This window comes from Gimesia sp., assembly GCF_048260065.1.
Classification (GTDB): domain Bacteria; phylum Planctomycetota; class Planctomycetia; order Planctomycetales; family Planctomycetaceae; genus Gimesia.
Window position 1 is genome coordinate 97,818 of the sequence record NZ_JBLXHC010000005.1, and the last position, 16,423, is coordinate 114,240.

11 protein-coding genes are annotated in these 16,423 nt (G+C 53.2%); 7 read left to right on the plus strand and 4 right to left on the minus strand.

Annotation, left to right across the window (positions count from 1 at the left end; translation table 11 throughout):
- Window positions 1–111: 111 nt before the first annotated feature.
- Together ACN0YN_RS11080 and ilvB are read right to left on the minus strand one after the other, a co-directional pair.
- A complete protein-coding gene (locus ACN0YN_RS11080) occupies window positions 112–1,545 on the minus strand; it encodes a hypothetical protein (RefSeq protein ID WP_417385078.1) in 1,434 nt (477 codons plus the stop codon).
- A 417-nt stretch (window positions 1,546–1,962) separates the two neighbouring features.
- Window positions 1,963–3,744 carry a biosynthetic-type acetolactate synthase large subunit gene (ilvB, locus tag ACN0YN_RS11085; RefSeq protein ID WP_417385079.1) on the minus strand — a complete coding sequence of 594 codons (1,782 nt, stop codon included), beginning with the start codon at window positions 3,742–3,744 and terminating at the stop codon, window positions 1,963–1,965.
- A gap of 630 nt (window positions 3,745–4,374) precedes the next feature.
- Here ilvB and ACN0YN_RS11090 point away from each other — a divergent pair.
- Window positions 4,375–5,751, plus strand: coding sequence for a DUF1501 domain-containing protein (locus ACN0YN_RS11090; protein ID WP_417385080.1), 1,377 nt, complete (start codon window positions 4,375–4,377; stop codon window positions 5,749–5,751).
- A gap of 382 nt (window positions 5,752–6,133) precedes the next feature.
- Here the strand turns inward: ACN0YN_RS11090 and ACN0YN_RS11095 are convergent, their stop codons facing one another.
- Together ACN0YN_RS11095 and ACN0YN_RS11100 are read right to left on the minus strand one after the other, a co-directional pair.
- Window positions 6,134–6,532: a glyoxalase superfamily protein gene (locus tag ACN0YN_RS11095; RefSeq protein ID WP_417385081.1), complete on the minus strand. Its 399-nt coding sequence runs from the start codon at window positions 6,530–6,532 to the stop codon at window positions 6,134–6,136.
- Between the two features lie 11 nt (window positions 6,533–6,543).
- Window positions 6,544–8,013 carry a sulfatase gene (locus tag ACN0YN_RS11100; protein ID WP_417385082.1) on the minus strand — a complete coding sequence of 490 codons (1,470 nt, stop codon included), beginning with the start codon at window positions 8,011–8,013 and terminating at the stop codon, window positions 6,544–6,546.
- Between the two features lie 223 nt (window positions 8,014–8,236).
- Between ACN0YN_RS11100 and ACN0YN_RS11105 the strand changes: the two genes are divergently transcribed.
- The 6 genes from ACN0YN_RS11105 (at window position 8,237) to ACN0YN_RS11130 (ending at window position 16,414) form a co-directional block, all read left to right on the plus strand.
- Window positions 8,237–8,635: a GntR family transcriptional regulator gene (locus ACN0YN_RS11105; RefSeq protein ID WP_417385083.1), complete on the plus strand. Its 399-nt coding sequence runs from the start codon at window positions 8,237–8,239 to the stop codon at window positions 8,633–8,635.
- Complete coding sequence (locus tag ACN0YN_RS11110; RefSeq protein WP_417385084.1) at window positions 8,632–9,537, plus strand: ABC transporter ATP-binding protein; 906 nt, start codon at window positions 8,632–8,634, stop codon at window positions 9,535–9,537. Before ACN0YN_RS11105 ends, ACN0YN_RS11110 begins: the two co-directional genes overlap by 4 nt.
- 103 nt (window positions 9,538–9,640) lie before the next feature.
- Entirely contained in the window at window positions 9,641–11,299 is a 1,659-nt protein-coding gene (locus ACN0YN_RS11115; RefSeq protein WP_417385085.1) for a hypothetical protein, read from the plus strand.
- 18 nt (window positions 11,300–11,317) lie between these two features.
- The gene (locus tag ACN0YN_RS11120) at window positions 11,318–12,991 is read left to right on the plus strand and encodes a hypothetical protein (protein WP_417385086.1); all 1,674 of its coding nucleotides are present in this window, start codon (window positions 11,318–11,320) and stop codon (window positions 12,989–12,991) included.
- 18 nt (window positions 12,992–13,009) lie between these two features.
- Window positions 13,010–14,671 (plus strand): hypothetical protein, encoded by a 1,662-nt coding sequence (locus ACN0YN_RS11125; protein ID WP_417385088.1) that lies wholly within the window; start codon window positions 13,010–13,012, stop codon window positions 14,669–14,671.
- A gap of 51 nt (window positions 14,672–14,722) precedes the next feature.
- Window positions 14,723–16,414 (plus strand): hypothetical protein, encoded by a 1,692-nt coding sequence (locus tag ACN0YN_RS11130; RefSeq protein WP_417385089.1) that lies wholly within the window; start codon window positions 14,723–14,725, stop codon window positions 16,412–16,414.
- Window positions 16,415–16,423: the final 9 nt, after the last annotated feature.

Consider the following 16,423-nt stretch of genomic DNA (forward strand, 5'->3'; position numbering starts at 1 on the left):
CAGTGCCCTCCTGGTTGATCAGTACGGATTCAAAAGCGTGTACTGCTATCCTACTGTCTGGCGCTGAGATTTGAATGAAGATCAGAAGCAGGATCTGTTTTTCTGCAAACTTTATGTATTGCAGCCTACAGCACACTGGCCGATGATGTCCAGCTTGTCATCGTTCAGATAGCAGTAACGGTTGATCCAGACACCATCGGGACTGATGTCAGTCGCGACCTGCATCCGCGCCCGAAAATCTTCGGTGGGACCATAACCGTGCGCGAGAGCATAGATGGGCATGGGGCGTGCGAGTTTTCTGGCTGCCAGAATTTTTCGTTCCTGTGCCAGCGGCCCTGCGATGTGGGGTTGATCGGGGCCCGGATAATAGACTTCTGACAGGCGTGTGGGATGAGCCCAGTCTGTGATATCCAGAAATTTGAACAAAGCACGTACCAGTAGCGATTCTGACAAACCGGGATTGGCTGCCAGAATCTGATCGCCGTAGGAACGCAGCATCATCGACCAGTGCATCCCATACAGTTTCACACTCACCGAGTTACAGTACTTTGCAGCCAGGGAATAATTCATACCTGACAGAATCGACCAGGGGGGAGGAAACGCGCTGGGTGCCAGTTCGACCCCCGGTTTACCACATTCATCCATAGTTTTTCGGAAGCCCGCCAGCAGCTCTTTGGAAAGCTGGGCTTTCAAGAGCAGCATCGCAGAAGCACCGGGAAAGTGATCGTTCAACCAGACCGGAAAATTAGCGGCCTGATTTTCTTCCGAGAGCCAGTTTTCCAGATCGTAATCTGTCAGTCCCCCATTGAGTTTCTGGTACAGTCCCTGTGAATCTAATCGCATCTGTTCAAAATCGTATCCCAGCCGTTCTGCTGCCTGACGGGCATGGTCACTGAAATCGAAAAACGCGGAATCCAGGAAATAAGGGGGATACTCGGGCCAGTCAAAACGCAGACCGTCGATATCAGGATATTGATTGAGCAAGTCGCGAATCAGCGCATGCTGGTATTCGATAATATGCGGGCTGGCCAGACTGCCGTTATTGGCGACGCGTCTGCGGGGCAGTGATCCATCGGGCAGGCGGGGGATATCTTCTTCGACCGGTCCGCCAAACTGCACGCGATAGCCGGGGGGAATCGCAGCCTGAACCTGGAAGTAAACTTCAAGTCCTCGTTCATGCGCGGCTTCAATGAACTCTGCGACGACATGACCCGCGCTGTGAGTCAATTCATCCGCTTGCGCTGGTTGATAGCGCAGACCAGAGTACAGAGATTGATCGGGCACAAAACTGGGCGATGTTTTGACCCACAGTTCCCGTTTGCCTTCCCACAGCGGTCGATCCAGCAGGCGGACCTGACCGGCACCAGCGTCGGCGGGGGGTTCGCGTACGCCTGTCTGTTCGTCAGCCAGTTGCATCACATAAGGTGAAGTGGAAACGGCCGTGACGCCTGCGCGCTTCATAAGATTGTCGAGAACTGTCTCGACTCCCTCGTACTGCAGGTATTCCGGTAAGACCGTCACGCCGATCTGTCTCTGCTGGCTCATGGTTTCCTCACGTTGAAGCAGAAAAAAACTCTGTAATGGATATCTTATAGGCCTGTGAGAACGTTTCTCCAGCCCGGCAGAGAGATTTTTTTCGACTTTACAGGACCCCGGGCAATTTGTCGCAGCATGCAGCATGGATAATGTGGCAACGAGACCTATTACTGCAGCGTCTCCAGGGGCATTGGGACTGAGAGTTATAAATAGAGTGACGCTATGGTGAAATGTGCTGCGCTCTCGACTTTCTGATGACTGTGGAATCAGCGCTGCAAATAATATGCTTGTATGTATCCTGATATAATCAGACTATTTCTCGCGAGGTGAATTCAGGTGCCGTGAATCTTTGCGACGAAAAAAAACGGGCTCCGTCAATCGATGATTGAGGAGCCCGGTAATCGATATCAGACGACAGTCTTTTGATTACTCTGTGATAATGTCGTTCACAGTACCGCCACTGGGAATCATCGGCAGCACATGTTCCTGGTAGGTGCAGATCACATCCAGCAGGTAAGGTTGATCCGATGCCAGCATTTCTGCCAGGGCAGCCGGGTATTCTGCTTTGGAACGTACCTGTTTTGCCTGCAGACCGAATCCTTTGGCGATGGAGACAAAGTCCGGGTAGGTGGCTTCGCCATGCTCGCCGGATCCCTTTCCTTCCCATTCCGGATGATGGACGGGACCCAGATAAGTGTGGGCACGTCGGCCTTCCATGAAGCGGTCTTCCCACTGCACCACCATACCCAGGTGCTGGTTGTTCAACAGCAGGATCTTGACTGGCAGGTTCTCAGTATGCAGTGTGGCCAGTTCCTGAATATTCATCAGCATCGAACCATCGCCGTCGATGTCGACCACCAGGCTGTTGGGGAACTGTGCCTGGACACCCATCGCAGCGGGCAGGCCGAAGCCCATCGTTCCCAGTCCGGAACTACTGAGCCAGTGGCGTGGTTTATTGAACTTGTAGAACTGAGCCGCCCACATCTGATGCTGGCCAACGCCTACGGTGATGTAGGGATCTTTATCTTTCGTCTGCTGCCAGAGTTCGTGGATCGCGTACTGTTGCGACATGATGTCGCCCAGTTCAGGATATTTCAGCGGATATTTCTCTTTCCACTCTTTGCACTGTGCCAGCCAGTTATCAATTTGTGGGAGATCGTCATCGGTGATTGTTTCGTTCAATGCGACCAGGACCTGTTTGAGGTCGGCATTGATGGGGATATGGGCTTCCTTGTTTTTCTGTAACTCGGAAGGATCGATATCCACGTGCACGATCTTGCCGTGTTTGGCAAATTCTTCGAGCTTGCCGGTCACGCGGTCATCAAAGCGAACGCCAAATGCCAGTAGCAGGTCAGCTTCGTTCACAGCGTAGTTGGCATAAACGGTTCCATGCATACCCAGCATGTCCAGGCTCTGTGGATCATCGCCGGGGAAGACGCCCAGGCCCATGACTGTAGTGGTTACGGGAATATTGGTGCGGCGGGCGAACTTCACCAGTTCTTCGGAAGCATCCGAAATGATGGCACCGCCACCGACGTAGAGAATTGGTTTCTTCGAGCGTTTGATGGCTGCCAGAATCTGCTTGATCTGCTCGGGAGCCGCTTTACGCATTTCAGGACGATAGCCGGGCAGATAAGTATCCGGATTGTAATCGGGTTCTTCATCCAGTGTCGCCAGCTGACAGTCTTTCGGGAAGTCAATCAGCACAGGACCGGGACGCCCGGTGTTTGCAATGAAGAATGCTTCTTTCACGATCCGGGCGACGTCTTTGACATCAGTTACCATGTAATGATGTTTGGTGATCGCACGGGAAATTTCCACCATGGGAGTTTCCTGGAATGCGTCACTACCAATGACAGCTTGAGGCACCTGACCGGTGATGGCCACCATGGGAATCGAATCCAGCTTGGCATCCGCCAGTGCGGTGACCAGGTTGGTGGCACCGGGGCCACTGGTTGCCATGCAGACGCCCACGTCGCCGGTTGTCCGGGCAATCCCCTGAGCAGCAAAGCCGCCCCCCTGTTCGTGGCGGGGCAGTAGTGTGCGGATATCGTCTTTGTATTTCATCAAAGCCTGGTGCAGCGGCATACTGCAACCACCCGGATAAGCAAAGATGGTTTTCACGCCCTGCCGCACCAATGCCTGAACCAGAATCTCAGCGCCATTGATTGTCTTCGTTTGCGTGTTTTTTTCGTTGGCAGTGGCCACGGTCTTCACCCTTCTGTTTCGATAATCTCTAATGGTCTCAATTATTAATGACGGGACCGACCAGAATCCACTCTCACCGGTTCGAAACCGGCTTCCGGCTGATCGATATCTTGCTGTTACCACAACAGACAAATACGTAGACGCACCGCGTACGCCAAATGTTCGTTCTGGTATTCAATCACTTGATTGGCGGTCAATTCTATCTTCTCTCAGGGACAATAACGAGTCATTTCCTGCTCAGAATCCAAGATTCGTCCAGAGACAGCCCCGTTAATCACTCCCTGCCAACGGGTTACAAAGACTGTTTCGATTGTGCAGGTTAACACGTTCAGTCCAGCCATCACGTCGTGAATCGCCAGATTGAGAGCCCGGTAGATAAATGTAAGAACGTTTAAGTGTATTGATATTAGTAGCTTAAGGGGAGTTGCTTCAACACATTTGACAGGAAAACGCTGATTGCGCAGGAAAGGTTTGTGAGCGGGAAATCATTTGATATGATATATAAACGAATTTTGAAATGAAATGGTCTGCTGGCACAGCCGACCTGTATATAGAAGAGATCAACAAAACGAGACTGCTTGAATCCCACCAGAAATTCCTTCCCGATACCAGCGAGCTGAGGTGCTGAACATGAATGATCCGGCAAATCTGATGCAGGCGACACTTTCACGGCGCTCCTTTCTCCAGTCTGGTTTTCTGACACTGGGAGGTCTGGGCCTGGCGGATCTATTGCGGCTCAGAGCCGAAGCGGCTGCGACATCAGGATCGACTCCCGATACCTCGGTGATTCTGATCTGGCTGCAGGGTGGTCCCAGTCATATGGAAACGTATGACATGAAGCCGAACGCGCCTATCGAATACCGCGGGGAGTTCAACCCGATTCATACTAATGTGCCGGGCATGGATATCTGCGAACATCTGCCTCTGCATGCGAAGGTCGCCGATAAGTTTACGATTATCCGTTCGATCTCACACGGCTTTGCCAATCATGCCGGCGGAGCAGGGCGGTTTCTTTCCGGCCGCGATCCGCTGCGTCCGCTCGATCCGATCTCACAGTTTCCGACCATTGGACCGATCGTCTCCAAAATTCGCGACCATGTAAACAATGGTCTGCCGAACTACATCGGTAACCAGCCCCGCGTGTATGGGGGCGGCAGCGCCTACCTGGGTGAATCCGCTTTGCCGTTCGTAGTCGGCGCCGATCCGAACCTGGATAACTTCCAGGTACCCAACATCACGATGGGCGATAAACTGAAGGAACGCCTCGACGATCGCATGACACTGTTAACCTCTTTCGACCAGATGCGACGTGACATCGATCAGAACGGCTCACTGGAATCGATCGACAAGTTCAACAGTAAAGCGTTGAACATGCTCACCAGCGACAAGGCCCGTAACGCCTTTGACATATCACAGGAGAGCGACGCAACCCGCGAAAAATACGGACGCCACAAATGGGGACAGCGTGCCCTGCTGGCCCGCCGCCTGGTCGAAGCGGGTAGCAGTTTCGTCACGATGCAGATGCAGAATCCGGGTGTCAAAGGATGTGCCGGTAACTGGGACATCCACGCAGTGAATGGGCACCTCTATGATGACCTGCGGGGACGCCTGCCTGTCTTCGACCGTGCCGTGTCTGCGCTGATTGAAGATATCTACGAGCGTGGTCTGGATAAAAAAGTAATGGTCATTGTCACCGGCGAATTCGGTCGCACCCCCCGCATCAATCCACAGAAGGGGACCCGTTCCAAAGTCATGCAGCCCGGCCGCGATCACTGGCCCGGCGCGATGTCGGTCCTGGTCTCCGGAGGCGGTATGCAGATGGGGCAGGTCATCGGCTCCACCACGGCCAACGGCGCTTATGCGAAAGACAACAAACTCGACCCCAACGATCTGCTTTCCACCGTCTATCGTTTCCTGGGTATCGATCAGACCCACGAATTTCTGGATTACAGCGGCCGCCCCATGCCGATCCTCCCCAGTGGAAAACCGATTGTAGAGCTGGGCTGATACTGCCTGCAGATGGTAATAGACTCAACCAGGGGTGGTCTCGGCTGCAATCCGTGATTGCCAGAGGCAACAGGAGGTGGCAGAGTAATTGTTGTCTGGTGAGAAATCGCACCTCATACAATCAAGCATCGAAGTCGCTGACCACAATCGAATGCTCAGCCAGCAACCTCCTGCTCGCTGCGCTCGACCCGAATTGCATTTGGGCCCACCCATTTCAGAAGAGTTTCCTATAGTTGATTGCGATTTCTCAATCACTGTTGGCGAGCCAACAGTGCCACACAACCGCCTGAATAAGTCTTTGGGCTTATCTGCGCTTTTTCTGAGTGCCATTCCGCTCAAAGAAATCAGTTTTATGAGTTCGCCGTAAGCCACATGATCTCTCTCATCCTTCGGTGGTCTGTGAGCAGAAGACCAGAAGGTTGCCGAACGGATCAAAGAGATTCAGATCCGTATTCCTCCCCTGATAGCGGGGATCAACGGCAATCGGTTTCGGGTAATTCGCGTTTTTCGCAATCAGGTAGTCACAAAAGTTTTGCAATCCCAGGATGGGAATATTCACTTCGGCAGCGGGAGTCTCCTCCGTGGCGTGTCCATTGAGATGCAGGAACGCCTCGCCCAGATGGATCTGCATATACAATGGTGCCGTCGGAGAAAACCGTGACTCCCAGTCGACCTCAAAGCCCAGATAATCCAGATAGAAGTCCTTCGCTTTCGCTTCATCAAACATCCGCAACACCGGGTTCGAAGATCGGATCTCGAATCCATGCTTTGATTCACTCATCAAGATTGTCCTCAATCTTTCCCAGCCGGCTTCCGTGGAAACTGTGCTTCGAGCAGCTGTACCGCTTTCTCAAACTCGGCCTGGTCCGTCGGATGTTCGATGATGTTTGTATTCTCTTCCGGATCGCGACTGTGATCGTAAAGTTCTTTCGCGATGATCTTTCCCGTTTCGAACTCTCGCCATTCTGTGTAACGATAACGGGGAGTGCGAACCGATACGCCCATGTTCTCGGGTTGCTTATTGTAATACGCGGGCCGTGGATGCTGCGTGTAGGCGGCTGGTTTGACTGACTGCGTCGGGTCTTTCAATACCGGGACCAGGCTCGTGCCTTCCAGTGTGCCGGGGGAGGGGAGACCACATAATTCGACTAGCGTGGGGTACATGTCGAGCAGTTCTACCAGCGCGTCCGATGTCTCTCCCGCCGTCTTCATGTGTGGCACCGAAATCATCAGCGGCACGTGTGCATCGTTTTCGAAATTCGACGTTTTACACCACAGACTGTGTTCGCCCAGGTGAAAGCCGTGGTCTGACCAGAACACAATAATCGTGTTGTCGCTCAGTCCTGAACGGTCCAGTTCCGCCAGTAACTTGCCCACCTGCGCATCCAGATAACTGATGCCTGCCAGGTAGCCAGTGCGCAACTCGATGGTTTGCGCGTCGGTCAACTTCCCCTTCACGGCTCTCAAGATTTCTCGACTGTCATGCAGCGCAATCGGGGGGACACCTTCTGGTGGTCCGGGATTACTGGCGGGTTGAACCGAACTGTCTTTATACATGTCCCAGTATTGTTTGGGGGGATTGAAAGGGAGATGTGGTTTCCAGAACCCGACCGCTAAGAAGAAGGGCTGCTGTTTCTGTTCGAATTCCTGCAGTGCTTTGACCGCGAGATCGGCAATGCGTCCGTCGAAGTACGCTGAGTCGGGTACGTCGCGACGTTCGGTTCGCGGTGCAGTTGCGAGGTTCTCCGGTATTTCCTGATTGCCTTCCAGTTGTGGCTGATCATCGTCGTGTCTGGCGTAATGCAGGACGGCGGGCACACTCCAGGAAGCGGGATCTCCTTCGATTTTCTGTCGCCAGTTGTGAAAGATCTTGCCAATGTTCTGCGTGAAATAACCGTTCTGCTTAAACAATTGAGGCAGTGTGACAATGTTCGGGTCAGCTTCGCGGAAGTGCTTCGGCAGATTCCAGATCTGCAGGCTGTCCGGCCGGCGGCCTGTCATGAGCGAGGCCCGCGACGGATTGCACAGCGCCTGCTGGCAGTAAGCCTGTTTGAACAGAACTCCGCGCGAGGCCAGCCTGTCGAGGTTCGGCGTCTTCACCAGCGGGTGACCGTAGCAGGCCAGATCACAGCGCAGGTCATCCGTGCCGATGAACAACACGTTTGGTTTTTCTGCTGCTTCCGAACGTAAACCGAGAGCAGGGCAGAAGATCAGGAGCAACATCAGAACCAGCGGAGAGCGGCGTCTGCCAGTAAAAATCATGAGCACGGTCTTTCACGATAAGAATGTAAAACGATTAGAAGGGACTCTGTTTTTATTCTGAAGTCCATTTCGCGTTTCCGCAAGCATTGATTTGCAGGGGCTCAAATTTGCGGAATAAATAATTTTTGTGAAAAAACTCCAGAAAGAATACACAAATAAATTGATTGACAGTGTCTGATAATTGTATTACTGTGTTGATACAGTTCTAAGTGAGGTTTTTCCCATGCAGATCCAATTATCAGAAGCGGACGGCACGCCTTATTACCAGCAGGTGGTGAACCAGATCAAGTTTCTGGTGGCCTCCGGTCGTCTCGAAGCCCACGAACAGTTACCCTCCGTTCGTGGCCTGGCACAGCAGCTGACGATCACCCCCAATACCGTCGCGCGCGCGTACCGCGAGCTGGAAGCCGAAGGTGTCGTGATCTCCAGGCGCGGTGCCGGCGTTTTCATTTCGAATGGCGTTTCCCCCCTCTCCAGCAAAGAAAAACGCCGCATCCTTAACGAACGCATGGATGCCCTGCTGACCGAATCGCGTCAACTGGGCGTAGATGAAGAGACCCTGTTGAAACTGCTCCGTCAGCGGAGCCAGAAATTTGATTCACATCAAGAGGTCGGAAAATGAGCGAACATGTCATCGAAATCAGCAATTTGAGTCGTCGCTTCGGTAAGAAACAGGCGTTGTCCGATGTCAGTCTGTCGGTGCCGGAAGGCTGTGTGTTTGGACTGGTCGGCGAAAACGGAGCCGGTAAAACCACACTGTTAAAACACGTGCTGGGTTTTCTCAAACCGCAGCAGGGGAGCGTGCGCGTGTTTGGCCTGGACCCGGTTGCCGACCCGCCCGGCGTGCTGGGGCGGATTGGTCATCTCTCGGAGAACCGGGATCTGCCTGCCTGGATGACGGTGCGCGAACTGATTGAATTCACACGGGCCTTTTATCCCAAGTGGGACCCGGTTTATGCGGAAGAACTGCGGATCATGTTTGAGCTTTCGCTGAATCAGAAAGTGCCCACCCTGTCACGCGGGCAACTGGCGCGGGCCGGTCTGCTCGTCGCGCTGGCACATCGACCGCCGCTGCTGGTGCTGGACGAACCTTCGTCCGGCCTGGATCCGGTGGTGCGAAAAGACATTCTGGACGCCATCATTCGTACGGTCGTCGATGAAGGGCGGACGGTGCTGTTCTCTTCGCATCTGCTGGACGAAGTACAGCGCGTCTCCGATCAGATCGCGATTCTCGATCAGGGCAAACTCCTGCTCACCAGCCCGCTCGACGAAGTGCTCGTCTCGCATTACCAGTTGACGGTCCGCTTCCTGGAACCGCAGCCTTATTTCCCGCAACTCACCGGCGCACTGATGTGGTCGGGTTCCGGCAGAGAGTGGAAGATTGTCTGTAACGGTCAGAAACAGGAACTGGAAACAGAGCTGGAACAGCTGGAAGCCGAGATCCTCGATCAGACCGCACCGACACTGGAAGAAATATTCGTCGCCCGCATGAAATCAGCACAACGCGCTTCTGCCCGGGAGTAAAACCATGATGCATCAGTTCTTTGTTGTTTTAGAAACGTTTACGAAACGTGCCCCGCTGGCGGTCTCGTGGAATCGGCATCGATAATTGTTTTAGGTGCAACCAATGTCATCTGCCTTTGTCATGACAACTCGACTGATCTGGAAGCGTGCCTGGCTCGGGGCACTCATTACAGTGTTGCTCCTCGTGACGGGGCCGGTGACCTTGCCGGCGGTGTTCCGGGTGTTGCCAGATTCTATCGCTGGTGATCTTGCTCAGTTGTTTCACAGTCAACTCTTTATACTGGGTCTTTCGTGGGTGGCCTTCGGCTTTTTGTGTATCCATGCCGCTTATCAGAGCCCGCTGCAGCTCACCCGCGGGCTGCCAGTCTCGTCCACCCGCATTGCCAGTTGGGTGATGTGGTCTACGGTGGTGATGGTGGTTGTACCATCCCTGCTGATTAATGGTCTGGTGCGCCTCCTGTTCATGGACGCCAGTTGGCCGGACCGCGATTACTCCGTACTGGGGCCGACTCTGTTTATCACTGCATTCATTATGGTTGCCTGGGCGGCTTACTGGAGTCTGCAGGCGAAGGGTTTCTGGCGGCTGCTGTTCTGGGCCAGCGCGGTAGGGGCACTCGTGGCCTGGTTGGTCTCCCGCTATTATCCTGAGGGAAAGCTGGTTCCCTGGAAGGTGGTGACACTAACGGAATGGATCACCGTGCTGGTGGTTTGTGGGATAGGCTGGCTGGCAGGAATCCGTGCGTATGCCACTGTTCGCTGTGGTGCTGCGGTAACAAGTCCAATCTGGTCGCGAGTCGAAGCCTGGTTAAATGGCGATCAGCTACGCTGCCACAATCAAACTATTCCAAACACCGGTTCCCGTACGCAGGCCTTTGCCCGCCTGCACTGGAAGGAAGGCTGTCAACCCGTGGTGTTAACGATGATGATCTTTGGCGGTGCCAGTCTGCTCCTGAATCTCTCCGGCTACCTGTATAAGGACGCGTACGGCGTTGAGAGCCCGGTGATTGGCAGTAATCCCGCAGTCTGCACCACGATGGTCTTTCTGGTATCCTCGTTCTCATTATTGCTGACTCTCGGCCTATCCCTGACGCCTCGGGATTTCTTATCGATGAAAGACTATCTGGCCCAATTGCCGGTTTCAAACAGGCAGGTGTCAAACGCGCTGGTCATCAACCTGCTCAAATCACTGGGGCATCTGGTGTTCTGGGTGGTGATTGTCGGTTTGGGAGGCAGCTATCTCTTTATGGTCTACCACGAGGGACTGGCTGTCCTTAAAGCCGACTGGAACTGGATGCTGCAGTATCAGTCGAAAGAGAATTTCATCCTGGTGTCACTGGTCTACCTGCTGACTGTCTGGACGCTGATCGCCAACGGACTGGCACTGATCTGGACCGGGCATGCGAAATTCATCGGGCAGGTCTTTTACCTGGGTATGGTGTTCTTTTTTTTAACAATAATTCTGCCCATGGGGCCATTAAGAAATCAATGGACCTTATTCTCAATCGCCTGGATACTATTGAGCATTGGTTTCATTTGGACCACTACCATTCTGGCTTATCGTTTTGCTTATCGACGTGAATTGGTAACGCGAAGAACTATCTGTCTGGCGATTCTGTTTTGTCTGGTCGTGCTTCCACTCAGTTGGAATTACTGGGGGGCCGAGAAGTTGTTGGACCGCTGTTTCTTGTCCACACTGCTGATCCTGCCTGTGCTTCCCTTCGCGACAATCCCGCTGGCGGTCTCATGGAACCGGCATCGATAATTGTTCAAGGTGCAACCAATGTCATCTGCCTTTGTTATGACAACTCGACTCATCTGGAAGCGTGCCTGGCCGCTGGTGCTGACTTGTGTCGCCATGTTCGTGCTGGTTCCCTACGTGATTTTAAAGGTGCAGGAATTGATGGCAGAACCTGGGAGCAGCAGTAATTCCGACATGTTCAAGTTTGGCTTCCACTTTATCTACTATATTTTCCTCTCCAGCTTTGTATTTATGGGACTTTCTGTGGGGGTGACATCAGGCTTAAGGAAGTATTGTCTTGGCTTGCCTGTTCCGTCTCGTACGATTGCCAGCGGATTGATGTTCACGGCGGTGACACTGTTTCTCTCGATGCAACTGTTGACAAATGGTCTCTACCGCCTGCTGTTCTTTGACCAAAACTGGCTGACGGATTACTGGCCGCTAACGGGAACGCTGTTGTTTCTTGTGACGCTGATTCTGGTTGGTCATGCTATTTTCTGGTTGATGAAGGCACCCAGTCTGACGCGACTTTGTGCCTCAGCCATCCTGATCGCCGGGATGCTGGTCTGGTTTGTTTCTCGATTTTATCCCGACGGTTTTGGCGGAGACGTGCTTCCCTGGAGCCGGGTGACTCCGAGTGAATTTGGGACCATGCTCAGTGTCTCGATCGGAGCCTGGTATCTGGGGATCGGCGCCTTTGCTCAACTTCGCTCCGGCACGGCACTTCCCAGCCCCGCCTGGGAAAGCTGCAAGCAATGGTACAAAACACTGGCTGTAGGTAAGGCAGCGAAGCAGCACAATCAGCACCCGCAAACCGCAACCGCCACACTGATGCAAACACACTGGCGAGAATCGTGCCGCAAGGTAATTCTGATCGGAGGCGTTCTGGCAGGTATGGCATTTCTGATTAATCTGGCCGCGCTTTTTGAACGTCCGGATCCCTATTTCCCTGACGTTAGACCACTCTATATTTCCGGTTACCTGAATTTTACCGGACTATTTCTGCTGATTGGCATTATCGTGTTAGTATTCCAACTAGGGATTTCGCTTTCGACAAAAGCCAACCTGCAGATGAAAGGTTACTGGGGCATCCTCCCCCTGTCAGATCGGGAACTTGCAACTGCGTTCCTGGAAAACATCTTGAGGTGTGTCACGCTGCTGTTTCTGATTATCGTTCCAGTGGCATTGGGGGGGAGTTATTTCCTGTTCGTCCTGAACCAGGGAATGTGGCTTGTCAGAGCTGACTGGGAATGGATATGTGAGTACGAAACTTATCTTGTATTGAATGCCTTTTATTATGTTGTCCTTAACCTGCTGTTTTTCTGGTCAGTTGCTGCGAACGCCATTTTATATTTCTGGCTACCTGTGCATTGTGCAGGATGGAAAACTTTGTACTCCCTCACATTTCTGTTCTGTGTTTCGTTATTAATTAGCGATTTGATTCCTGGGCTACGAGCGACGGCCTTTCTGCTGGATGCCTGCCTGATCTGGGGAATCTCGGTTCTCGCTTTTCTACACGCGTATCGCTCTTCTCTGATCGGCGGGAAGACGATCTGGCGGGCGGCCCTGTTTTATCTGTTGCTCTGCATCGCCTTCTGGAATTTCTGGAAATCAGACCTGTTTTGCGACCGGGTTTTATTGTCTGCCTTGCTGGTATTCACAGTGCTCCCCTTCGCGACGATCCCCCTGGCGGTCTCGTGGAACCGGCATCGATAATTGTTTTAGGTGCAACCAATGTCATCTGCCTTTGTCATGACAACTCGACTGATCTGGAAGCGTGCCTGGCCGCCGGTACTGTTCTGGTCGGGGTTGTTTGTACTCATTCCCTTTGCGTTTTTGAGAATCGAACAGTACCTGGCAGGACCAGTCTCCTGGCGATGTGGGAATCGATTCTTCACCGATTATGCATTGTATTATTTTTCGTATCTGTGCATGTCCAGCGCGATTTTCATGAATGTCAGTATGGAAGTGATAAAGGATTGTCGGAAGATCTGTCTGGGACTTCCTGTATCGTCTCGTGTCATTGCCAGCTGGATGATGTTGACTGTGGTAGCAATGTTTGTCGCGATGCAACTGATGACAAATGGACTGTACCGTCTCCTGATTCTGGATCAACGCGGGCTGAGCAATTTTTGGCCACTGAAGGGACCGCTCTTATTTCTCGTGACCTTGATTCTTGTTGGATATTGTTTTTACTGGCTGCTGCAGAATCCCAGTCTGCCTCGTCTGCTGGCAGGCATCATCCTGTTGCCGGGGATGCTGGTCTGGTTTGTTGCCCGGTTTTATCCGGATGGTTTCAATGAAGGTCTAGAGCCTTGGAACCGGGTGACCTCGGGGGAATGGGGGACGATGCTGGGCGTCTCGCTGGGCGCCTGGTACCTGGGAACCGGTGCCTTCGCGCAGATCCGTTCCGGCACGGCACAGCCCGGTCCCGCCTGGGAATTGATGAAGCAATGGTGGAACAGACTGGCAGTGGGGGCGCGCTCTGACAGAGAGACCGATCCCCGTTCGCAAACTGCGATCGCCACACTGAAGCAGGTGCACTGGCGCAACTCCTGTCGCAGTGGCGTGCTCATCGGATTCGGTCTGGCGGGCGTGGCATTCTGCTGCAATCTGGCTGCCTTTTTCATCTGGGCGAAACCCGGTGCATATCCGAGACCTGGTTACCTCCTGCCTGTGATGTATCTGACCTACCTGTTCATGCAGATTGCAGTTGTCGTTTTGGGGCTCAAGCAGGCATACTCAGTTGCACCCCAGCCGAATCAGCAGATCAAGGACTATTGGGTTTCCGTCCCTCTCACAGATCGGGAACTTGCAGCAGCGTTGAAACAGAACATTCTCAAGGCGGGGATGCTGGTGCTGCTGGCGATGATTCTTCTCGGTGTGGGAGGGAGTTATCTCCTGTATGCCCTGATCCAGGGACTGGGAGTGATCAGTTCAGACTGGCAGTGGCTGGTCGAGCGTGAACTGGTTGCGACTTTGATCGGTTTAGGTGTCATCGGGATATTGTCTTACTGGTCCATCATGCTGAATTTCATTTCAGTCTTCTGGTTCCCCCGTCAAAGCGTTGGGTTGTGGGTTGTAGCCTCGCTGATTGTTTTGCTGATTTTTTCCGTTACCGTGAGTGAACTGCTGCCCGTTTTACGGACGCCAGTGATTCTACTGGATGCCTGCCTGATCCTGGGGGGAACAGTTCTCGCTTTTTGGCACGCGTATCGCTCTGCTCTGATCGGCGGGAAGACGATCTGGCGGGCGGCCCTGTTTTCTCTGCTGCTCTGCATCGCCTTCTGGGATTCCTCGAAATCAGACTTGTTTTTATTGTCCGCCTTGCTGGTATTCACCGTGCTCCCTTTCGCGACGATTCCCCTGGTGGTCTCGTGGAACCGGCATCAGTGATGAGTAGTTTTTCAATTGTAAATTTTGGATCAATGAGTTTGTGGTGAAATCATGACACATCTGCTTTTTGTAATCTCAAAAACATATACGAAGCGTGCCTGGCTGGCAGCGGTGCTGGCGGTCTGTCTGCTGGTATTGGGGCCGCTCTCGTTTCGGGAGCTGATTTACCTGCTGGAGGGACCAACGGATTTCGGCAGTATCAAGCCGTTTACGTTTCACTTTGCGTTTCTCGCGACCTCCTGGATCACGTTTATCGGCGTCTGTCTGCATGCGCTGCAGGGGTCGCAGCAGATGATTCGGGGGTTGCCGATTTCTTCTGCCAGGATCGCCAGCGGCCTGATGTTTTCTACAGCGGGGATTGTGGTCCTGCTCAGCCTGGTGACGAATGGCCTGTATCGACTGGTCTTTTTTGACGAACACTGGCTTGCCGACTATTGGCCCGTGCTGGGGCCGCTGTTGTTTGTTGGCACGCTGGTGATTGTCGGTTATGACTGTTTCTGGAGTCTGCATGCTCCCGGTTTTCTAAAAGTGGCAGGCTGGACGACAGCCTTTGGTCTGCTGTTCTACTGGTTTGTTACCCGGTATTATCCCAATGGTTTTGCACGCGGCATTGTCCCCTGGAGTCATGTTACGCTGACAGAATTTGTCACACTGCAACTGGTCAGTCTGTTTGCCTGGCTGGGGGGGATTCGCGCCTACTCCCACATTCGCAATGGTGCGGCCACGCCATCGCCTGAATGGGATCGGGTACAGCTCTGGTGGACGGCGGTCATGACCGGAGACATTCCCGAACGGATGCCGGTTCCACTGTCTCGGAGAATGACACTGGCACAGATGCACTGGAGTGGTTTCTGTCAGCGGGCCGTCATTGTGGGTGGGGGGCTGTTGAGTGTGGCAGTTCTGATCGTCAACCTGACGGCTGCTTCCCTGTATGATTCCAGCAGTCCGGAGTTGAATAACCTGCTGGAACTTTCCGGTACTTTTCAGATTACTACGCTCGTGCTTTCAGGTATCGCGGCGATTGGCGTGACCGTGATGCTGGCGGGCAGTGTTACCGGAACAGGCAACGCCGAGATGAATCGCTTCCTGGCGATGACGCCACTCTCAGACCGGGAATTGTCTGCTTCGCTGTTCGGCAACCTGTGGAAAACCTGCCTGGCGTGCACTGTGATGCTGCAACTGGCGCTGCTGCTCAGTTATGTCGGCTTTACGTTGATGCAGGGAACGACCATCTATCACTCAAATTACGACATGGGTGACTGGCTGAAACAGAACCTGATCTATTCCAGCCTGGGGATCATCGGGTTCTGGATTCTGGCGGCCAATATACTAGCTCTGTGCTGGACGGGGCGTCAGTGGATCTGCAACACGATTGTCGGCGTCGTGATAGGTGGTAATTTCAGTATCATGGTTATCAGTCAGATTCTGGCCTCCCAGGGATTCCATGAAGCCGTACAGTTGCTGGAAAAAATCGTCATTCTTGTGATGACACTGACGATCATCAGTGTGACGGTCGGCGCTTTTCTGGATGCCGGCAAACGCTGCTTAATTCAAAAACGAACTGGTTATGCGGCGTTGTGCTTTTCCCTTGCCAGTCTGTCCCTGTTTGAAATCGGAGTCTACCAGCAGACCATAAAGTCCGATCACGTGTTCTGGATATTGCTGACTGCTGCACTGATCGCTTTGATCGTTGCGCCGTTCGCCACGATTCCTTTGGCGCTCTCGTGGAATCGACATCGCTGACGGTTATGC